Genomic DNA, 9,102 nt, shown 5'->3' on the forward strand with positions numbered 1-9,102 from the left:
TCTGCGTCCTTGCATCCACAAACGTTACACTATGCCCAGATTGATTCGACACAAATAACGTACCACCATCCGGTGACATCGTTATGTGAAACGGCCCGGGTAAATCCGTCTTTACATGCGTACCCTGTATATACCCCGCAGTCGCTACTCCGCCGCTTATCGCTACCGCAGCTCCAAGCATCACCGCTCCTATCATTCCCTTTCGTATCATCTTATTCATTTTCCTCCTAATCACCACATAAAAATGATCATAAAATCTATTACTGAATTATCTTTCAACATGTGGGCATGTACCGGACTTCTCGCATACGATTTCAAGTTCAACGCCGCCACAAGCTTCACATTCTCCACCTGTTTGCAACTGTGCAGGGTGTAAGCCTTCCTTCACCTTAAAATTTTTGCCAGGTTCTTCATGTTCTGTACCACATTTAGGGCATTTAAATGTTACTCTTGACCATACCTTAGTGCTGGTAATATCATCCATACATATTTCGCAAATGCCAGGATGCGGTATGCATTTGCCATATGCTTCACAGGCAGTGTTTATACAGCTATAAGCAATTTTCTGACATCCCCATGCTAAAGGAAGACTAGTATGTTTTTTATCACCAGCGTCTTTGTGTGCCTTGAAATCCCATATGTAACCAATCTCAGAACACTCATCAAACTCTCTGACCTCTTTGCAATCCTTACAGTAGTAAGCCTCCATAATCTGCCTCTTACCACAAGGCTTGTCCCACAAAGCATAACTAGAATGTGCTACGGCAAATAACATACTAAAAATACCCAGCAAAACTATAATACCTTTCTTCATTTCACTTTCACCCCCTCTCCTTAATTTTATAAAAAACTACTGATTTAAAATTTGCACGACAAAAGAACTGCGCACAATTCATACCAACAACTGAACAATTTGTACATTGTCCATAATATATGAAGAAGCAATTACTTGTACACACAGACACTTTGATGCTCTTAACACAAGTAATTTTTAACGGCAGTTATCAACCATTCTACATCGCTTATTATTGCAAATTTGACATACTTTGATGTTAAATGCGCAATGTCATGCTAATTTGATATTCCATATTTCTGCAACCGATAGCGGAATGTCCCTCGTGTTAATCCCAGAAGTTTTGCGGCTTTTGTGATGTTGTTTTTGCTTCTTTCTAATGCTTTCGCAACTAATTGTTTTTCCAGATCGTCCAGCGACAGGCCATTAGGTGGTATGTCAAAATTAACGGAATTATTTTGTGAAATGTTTTCATTTAATTCCGGAGGCGTGTAACCCTGCACAATAGAAGTAGGAAGATGCTCTGTTCTTATAACGCCGTTTTTACACAAAATTACTGCGCGTTCAATAATGTTTTGCAATTCTCTTATGTTACCTTCCCATTTGTGCTTTATTAATATCTTTTCAACTTCGGAACTTAATACAATCGGAGTCTTGCCCATTTTTGCTGAAAAATGATTAACAAAATGTTTGCTCAGCGGGATAATATCCCCACTTCTCTCCCTTAAAGCGGGCAGCATTATTGGAAAGACGCTTATGCGGTAATAGAGATCATCCCGAAACTTTCCATCTTTTACCATCTGGACAAGGTCTCTATTTGTTGCACATATAATCCGGACATCAACCTTTATCGTATCCGTACCACCAAGCCGTTCCAGCTCTTTCGATTCAATTATTCTAAGAACTTTTGCCTGTACTGCCGCAGACATCTCGGAAATTTCATCCAAAAAAAAAGTCCCGCCAGCGGCTAACTCAAATCGTCCCTTCTTAGTCTTTTCAGCTCCTGTAAATGCCCCTTTTTCGTAGCCAAACAATTCACTTTCTAGTAAATTCTCAGGGATTGCAGCACAATTAAGCGCCACAAAGGGACCACACTTTCTATCGCTGTTGTAATGTATCGCTCTTGACACCAGCTCTTTACCTGTACCACTTTCACCAGTGACCAGAACAGTGGAGTCGGTTCTTGTAACTTCGCCTACCAGCCGCAATGTTTCAACAACACTTGGAGAATTGCCGATAATATTCCCAAAGTTATATTGCAACTCTAACGCCTTGCGTAGGTTTTTATTTTCAATAGTCAATGAGCTTACTTTTAAAGCTCTTTTTACCGCCAATTCTAAAATATCGTTATCGAAAGGCGCAACCAGATAATCAAAGACGCCTTCCTTCATAATGTCAATGGCAAAACCAACAGAACCATAAGCGGTCAACACGATGATTGGGATATCCGCTACCTTATTTTTCACCGCCCTGATAAAATCGATACTATTACTGCCAGGAACCTTTAGGTCGGTAATTAAAAGGTGAAACCTCTCTTTATCTAAATAGCGGAGGACATCCTCAAAGCTGTTTCCCGCAACAACTTTAACATCCTTCATCTCCTCGAATATCATCGTTAGCACGCGTCGCATGCGTTCTTCATCATCAGCTATTAATACCCTGTAAGTCATTATTCCACCTTGAAATATATCAAGCATTTAATTGATTCGGACTTAACAGTATAGCATCTGCCTGCTACAAAATTTTTATCTACTATAGCGCCCAAACAACAAGCGCAGAGACCATCAGGCTCACCAATATTAACCCTGTGATCAAAAGTGGTACCGCAATCAGCCTTGATAAAAATTTTGCGAAAAGAGATGGAGGCGCTACCTTAAAACTATCCAACTGTCTTTGACTTTTTAGCCTTTCATATTCACCAAGGCGCTCATGTTTAAACTCAGCCTCCGTTATTCTCCCTGTAAATATCGATTCATCTACTGGCATTTTTTCAGGCAGTAAGTGCGTGTGAATAAAATGAATTGTGAAAATAAAAACAGCCGCCAGTATTGCTTCATATCGATGAATAATCAACGCAATACCGGGGATATCGAAGATGCTGGCAACCGAAACGGGAATAATTTTTGTAAACTGAACAGGAAACCAAAGAATTAAGCCGGTAGCGGCCATAACAATAGTTCCCCACATCAAAGATAGATATTCAAACTTTTCCCAATAAATCCATCTGTCAAAATTCGGCCTTTTGCCAATACCAATAAACCATTTGATGTCTGCTATAACATCAAAAAGATCTCTTGGTTGCAAAAGCATTGAATTAGGCCCCCAAAAAAACCCTTTTTTCTTTTTAACAGATATGTTGAAAAACAGCCACGCAAAATGTAAAAACCCAGCAAAAAAAGTGATTAAGGCGCTGATCCTGTGAATATATCCTGCCGTAGGATATCCGCCAAACAATTCGTACAACCACCTCCCCCAATCATAACCACTAAAGGCGAGCGGCATGCCAGTCAAGACTAGCCCAAAAAAACTAATAATCGTCAAAAAATGACAAAATCTATGAAACAGCGTAAATCTTAAATAATTAGTGTTGCTCTTCATCAGAATGCCCCTTTCTCCTAAACTCGTCACGAACTGTAGCAAACCAGCCTAACAATGAATGGAGCCCAAACTTGGTAAATGTTAAAGCTAGAATACCAATATACGCCACAAACACAATACATAGGATTGTTTGGGGATTTTTAACAACTTTCTTCAACGCTTCAGGATCTTTGCGATAATTTTTCGCTGCAGCAAGCAAGGTCTTGTAATAATTTAAATTTTTTATCTGCGGATGTTCAACATGTTTTACAAAACTTGCATTTGCATTAGCGTGACAACTACCGCATGTTTTAATTATGTTGTCTTGTCCAACCATAGACTCAGGTTCTGACGAGTTGAGAATAGTGTGTTTTCCATGACAATCAAAGCATACCGGTACATCCGTTGTAGTATGTCCAAGAGCAGTAACCTGGCCATGTGCGTTATTCCTATAGCCGGCTAGATACTCTTCATGACAAGAACCACATGTATCTATTGTCAACTTTCTGTGTAGCGGGTCTGTTTCCCGAAGAACATACATCGGGGCTTTTTCTCCATATGAAGAAAAATGATAAGTAACCCCTCCATGGCAATGTTTGCACGTAGGTACGTCCTTATCATTCTCCTTCATCAACTTAACATGCTTACTTTCATAATATTCCGCAGCAGGGTCGTCATGGCAAAATGTTATACAGTCAACAGGTGTAAGATTAGGTTTGTGCCCATTTTCAGCAATGTCATCATCTTCAACCTCTTCCAATGAAGCATGGCAGTCTGTACAGGAAAAGTCTGTTCCACCATGTGCAGTTTTATCAAAAACCTCCCTATCAATCATCAAAGAAACAACTTCAATTTCACCCGTAACCGGATCAATCCTAGCCTTCTCGGTCTTTTCAATTTTTTCAGGATCTGCATGACAACCATAACATGTTTCGTTCTCGGCTGCAATCAGTACTGCAGCCCGAGAACATAAACCTATTACAGAAACAAGAGCAATAAAGAAAAAACACCCCGGTCTATTAAATCGTAGTAATTGTTTTAATTTCATAATCTTTCTCTTCCTGTCCCTTTCCCACACTGGGGGTACCCATCGGGCTATAATAACTCAAGTAACAACTCAAAACCCATCAATGTTTTTTCTTATAGGGCAAATAAAGCATATCGTCTTTAGGCAAGATGTCCGCCCATTTCTTCTTATCTGCATCAGAGAGCTTCTTAATTACAAGGTCGATATCATCTTCGTCGCGGTGGTCATCTTTCTTAAAATATTCTTTATAATCCATCACTTTATCTGTTTTCGGACACTTGTCCTTAGCATCAGCGCTCTCCCAATGGCATTGTAAACATTGTTCTTTCACAGTAGCAGTCCCATTTATGCCAGCAACTATCAAACCGGCGTCATATTGTGCTTTTCTTGCAAGGAGTGGGTCTTTCTTTAACAATTCTTTAAAGGCATCCTTTCCTTTCCCCAGATAGTTTTTCTTCACCTTTTCATATTCTTCTCCTGCACCGTGACACGCCTCACACTGCACATTGGGCAAATATTTTTTATCCCCAAATTTTTTCTTGATTTTCGCCCCTACAGCCGTTGCATGACACTTCAAACATTCGGGATTGTCTTCGTCCGCTGTCCCCTTCAACCTTTTTTCCCAAGTGTTTGAATGCAATCTCTCTTTGTATTCTTCCCCTTCATAACAACCCTTAGACATGTGACACTTACAGCCGGCATTACTAACAAATTTAGGCTCGGCTGCTTTCGCAGATACTGCAAATGAAATAGAACAAAATGAAATTACCAAACCGCCAAATAATGACTTGTAAACTCTTCCTCTTAACATCTAAATACTCCTTTCACGTAATCAAGAAATAACCTTAAACTATTAAAATCTTAAAAATACGAAACTTCTGAAACAATAAAACTTAACCTAATCACAACAGTCGATACTCATATAGCGTCACCACTAACCTTTTTAATGATAATTTATCTTTAGTACATTGCTACACTCATTAATTTTACCACTATGAAGAATTAGAACGAGCAACTAAGTATATATGAAGTTTAATGATACATAGAATTGCGGTGCTTGCTAAAAAAAATTTCCAAGCCTTATCTCAAATAATTACACCCCTTATACTTAGTAAGCCTTCATATCGCAATTTTTGAAATGAATAATCGGACGAAGATGCATACACTAGCATGGTTTTTTTATTGTGTCAACTAAAAATTGTTTTCTCAATTAATAAAATTACCATTTAAGTTTTTGCCATAAGATTATCGACAAAATTTGTATTTATATTCCCATTTGCAAATTGAGGATGTGTTATTAAATCCAATTGTAACGGAATAGTAGTTTTCACTCCTTCGATAACGTATTCACTCAACGCCCTACGCATACATGCAATTGCTTCCTCGCGGGTGTTTTGATGTACAATCAACTTAGCAATTAATGAATCATAGTACGGGGGGATTTCATATCCGGAGTGAATGTGGGAATCCACCCTAACCCCTCTCCCCCCGGGAGGATGATAATTTGTGATCTTCCCCGGTTGCGGTCGAAAATCATTATAAGGATCTTCAGCATTGATCCTGCATTCTATAGCAACCCCCTGACTGCGAATTTTTTTCTGTTTAATATTTAATCTCTCTCCACTAGCAATCTTTATTTGTAATTTCACTAAATCTATTCCCGTCACCATTTCCGTAACCGGATGTTCTACCTGCAAACGTGTATTCACCTCTATGAAATAATAATTATTTTCTTTATCTAATAAAAATTCAACAGTTCCGGCATTTGTATAATTAACGGACTTTGCCATTTTTATGGCAGCCTTACAAATATCTTCCCGTGCCCGATCGGTAATGTATGGTGCAGGGGACTCTTCGATTAGTTTTTGGTGTCTTCTCTGCATGGTGCAGTCCCTTTCACCCAAATGTATAATATTCCCGTAATTATCTCCAACTATTTGCACCTCAATGTGACGTGCATCTTCAATATATTTTTCTATATAAATAGACGAATCCTTGAATGCAGCCTTTGCCTCTCTTTGGGCAATAGTTAAAGAATTAATGAGGCTGATATCATTATGAGCTACCCGCATTCCCCGTCCGCCGCCCCCTAAAGAAGCTTTAATGATTACGGGAAAACCAATTTCATGTGCAACGCTTAACGCTTCCTGCTGACTTTTTATTACAGACTGACTTCCGGGAACAACAGGTACCTTGTTTTCTATTGCAATTTTCCTTGCTTCAGTCTTATTGCCAAGCTTCATCAGTGCATCAGATTTCGGACCAATAAATACGATATTTGACGATTCACAAACTTCCGCAAAATGACCCACTTCCGATAAAAAACCATACCCAGGATGGATTGCTTCTATATCCGTGATCTCCGCAGCGCTTATGATGCTCGGAATATTTAAATAACTACCTTCCGCATCAGCAGGTCCAATACACACTACGATATCGGCTAGCTTTAAATAAGTGGCATTTGCATCCGATTTTGAGCAAACAGCGACGGTCTCTATCCCCATTTCGCGGCATGCCCTAATGATTCTCAAAGCAATTTCACCTCTATTTGCAACCATTATCCGGGAAAACATATTTCCTTCTTCCTTAATTATTTGAAATGATTCGAGTCAGCTTATATCGTCGCTTTCTTTGCCTGTCGGACGCGAAAGAGCGGTTGTCCATACTCAACGGCCTCCCCATCTTGTACGTATATTTCAACAATTTCACCTACCGTTTCCGCTTTTACTTCATTCATAATTTTCATTGCTTCTATGATACAAACAACTGTTTCTTCATTTACGAAATCACCAACTCCAACACAAGGACTCTCGCCTGGAGCAGTAGAGCGGTAAAATGTTCCCACCATGGGCGAATAAATCTCAGAAGAGCTTTCATTTTCCCGGGAAATTACAAATGGCTGTTCTATCTGTTGGGTTTGCGCCGGATATAACGGAGGAATTGTCTGGTGAGAAATAGTTTGTGAATACCCGGAGATCCCCTTTTTTATTTTTATTTTTGTAGCTTCCTCTTGAATTTCGAGCTCAGACAACTCGCTCTCATCCATGATTTTTATCAATTGCTTTACTTTCTCTATAATGTCCATTATTTTTCCCTATATAAAATTTAGTAATTATCAAATAGTAAAGCGAAAATAGCATCTCTTATTACGAATTATTTCATGTGTAAAAAATAAATTTCGGGCTTACGTGAAGAGATAAAGGATTGATTAAACGATGGGCTACTGAATGAATAGCTTTTCTATGATAAATAGGGCTCTTGTTAAAAGGGTCTTGCAGAATTTCCGCAATGAACACGTTAAATCATTCGTCAATATCCGATAACTTTTTAGGCAGTTTACTCAACACCTCACATCCCGTCGAGGTAACCAATACCAAATCTTCTATTCGAACACCTCCCCATTGGGGAATATAGATGCCTGGTTCTACAGTAAAAACCATGCCTTCTTTTAATATTTCATTGCTTTTTTTATTAATAAATGGCGCTTCATGAACTTCTAGCCCTACTCCGTGCCCCAAACCGTGACCAAAATACTTTCCAAATCCTTTTTTCTCAATATAACCCCTTGCAACGGCATCTATTTTCTTTGTCATTACACCGGGCCTTATGCTTCCAATTGCAAGGTATTGTGCATCCAGCACTATTTGATATATTCTCCGGAATTTCGGGGATATTCTATCCATGGTCTTAAGTCTTGTCAAGTCAGAATTATAATCCTGAAATCTTGATCCCCAATCAATTAAAACGGTATCCCCTCTTTGAATCCTGGTTGTTGAGGGGCGTGCGTGCGGCTTTGATGCATGTTTACCAACGGCGCATATGATATCAAATGAACTTTTTTCCGCTCCCTGTTTCCTCAATTCATATTCTAAAATATCCGCTATATCTTTTTCAGTAATGCCATATTTTATTTTGCTTTGAACGTTTATATATGCTTTTTCCGCTATCCCTATAGCCTTCTGTATTTTTTCTAATTCATCCTTTGTTTTCTGCTTTCTATAATTCTCTACTATTCCTTTTGCCGTAAGCATACAAATGTTATTTATTCTTTGTTTAATCTCATTAAACTGGTCTATTGAAATATATAAAGACTCGACGAGAAGTTTTTTTATTTTAAGTTGTTTAATCTTTCCACATATCGAATTTGACAATGATATCTTTCTTTCTACTATTTTTATTTCCGGATTATCCTGGTGTGCTTGTTCTACATACCTGGAATCCGTGAATAAATAGTCGCTTCCCGGTGTTATTAAAAGCACACTATCAGAACCTGTAAAATTCGTAATGTATCTGATATTTATCTCATTCGTGACCAAAAACCCATCCACGCCGTCTTCTTCTAATTTTTTCTTTATCTCGCCTAAACTCATAAATATCTAATTTACAGGAATAATTACATCTTTTTTAATGTGCTTAACACTGTTTTTTAATGCGGCATCATGCGCCATTCTCAGGGTCTATTTCCGACTTTTTTTAATTTTTTCCATAAGCATATCGAGGAACGATTTAAACTGGTCGTCTTTTTTCAATTCATCGTTTATTTTCTTTATCGCAAATATCACTGTCGTATGTTTCTTATTGCCAAAATAATTCCCTATCTGCTGATACGACCAATCCAACTGATTTTTTATTAAATACATGCATATCTGACGCGGAAACGATACCGTCTTCGCCTTCCGGCTCGAATGAAGATCACTGCGGCTTA

At 38.6% G+C, this 9,102-nt stretch carries 9 protein-coding genes and 1 pseudogene; all 10 read right to left on the bottom strand.

Translation table 11 applies throughout. The features are described 5' to 3' along the window. Positions 1-220: pseudogene (locus ABJL82_RS16075) on the bottom strand (hypothetical protein); the annotation flags it as partial. Between the two features lie 48 nt (positions 221-268). Then, positions 269-814 carry a hypothetical protein gene (locus ABJL82_RS16080; RefSeq protein WP_347275723.1) on the bottom strand — a complete coding sequence of 182 codons (546 nt, stop codon included), beginning with the start codon at positions 812-814 and terminating at the stop codon, positions 269-271. Between the two features lie 257 nt (positions 815-1,071). Beyond that, positions 1,072-2,463 (bottom strand): sigma-54 dependent transcriptional regulator, encoded by a 1,392-nt coding sequence (locus tag ABJL82_RS16085; protein ID WP_347275724.1) that lies wholly within the window; start codon positions 2,461-2,463, stop codon positions 1,072-1,074. Positions 2,464-2,545: 82 nt separating this feature from the next. Further along, positions 2,546-3,391: a hypothetical protein gene (locus ABJL82_RS16090; RefSeq protein ID WP_347275725.1), complete on the bottom strand. Its 846-nt coding sequence runs from the start codon at positions 3,389-3,391 to the stop codon at positions 2,546-2,548. Beyond that, positions 3,375-4,418, bottom strand: coding sequence for a hypothetical protein (locus ABJL82_RS16095; RefSeq protein ID WP_347275726.1), 1,044 nt, complete (start codon positions 4,416-4,418; stop codon positions 3,375-3,377). The genes ABJL82_RS16090 and ABJL82_RS16095 overlap by 17 nt, the downstream gene beginning before the upstream one ends. A gap of 79 nt (positions 4,419-4,497) precedes the next feature. Next, the gene (locus tag ABJL82_RS16100) at positions 4,498-5,208 is read right to left on the bottom strand and encodes a multiheme c-type cytochrome (protein ID WP_347275727.1); all 711 of its coding nucleotides are present in this window, start codon (positions 5,206-5,208) and stop codon (positions 4,498-4,500) included. A 415-nt stretch (positions 5,209-5,623) separates the two neighbouring features. Next, positions 5,624-6,970: an acetyl-CoA carboxylase biotin carboxylase subunit gene (gene accC / locus ABJL82_RS16105; protein ID WP_347275728.1), complete on the bottom strand. Its 1,347-nt coding sequence runs from the start codon at positions 6,968-6,970 to the stop codon at positions 5,624-5,626. A 41-nt stretch (positions 6,971-7,011) separates the two neighbouring features. After that, on the bottom strand, positions 7,012-7,482 hold the full coding sequence (gene accB / locus ABJL82_RS16110; RefSeq protein ID WP_347275729.1) for an acetyl-CoA carboxylase biotin carboxyl carrier protein: 471 nt from the start codon (positions 7,480-7,482) through the stop codon (positions 7,012-7,014). Between the two features lie 217 nt (positions 7,483-7,699). After that, positions 7,700-8,767, bottom strand: a complete 1,068-nt coding sequence (locus ABJL82_RS16115; RefSeq protein WP_347275730.1) for a Xaa-Pro peptidase family protein — start codon at positions 8,765-8,767, stop codon at positions 7,700-7,702. Between the two features lie 87 nt (positions 8,768-8,854). Then, a partial coding sequence (locus ABJL82_RS16120) for a helix-turn-helix domain-containing protein (RefSeq protein WP_347275731.1) occupies positions 8,855-9,102 on the bottom strand: 248 nt, incomplete at its 5' end.

The sequence above is a fragment of the Candidatus Kuenenia sp. genome, from assembly GCF_039794105.1.
Classification (GTDB): domain Bacteria; phylum Planctomycetota; class Brocadiia; order Brocadiales; family Brocadiaceae; genus Kuenenia.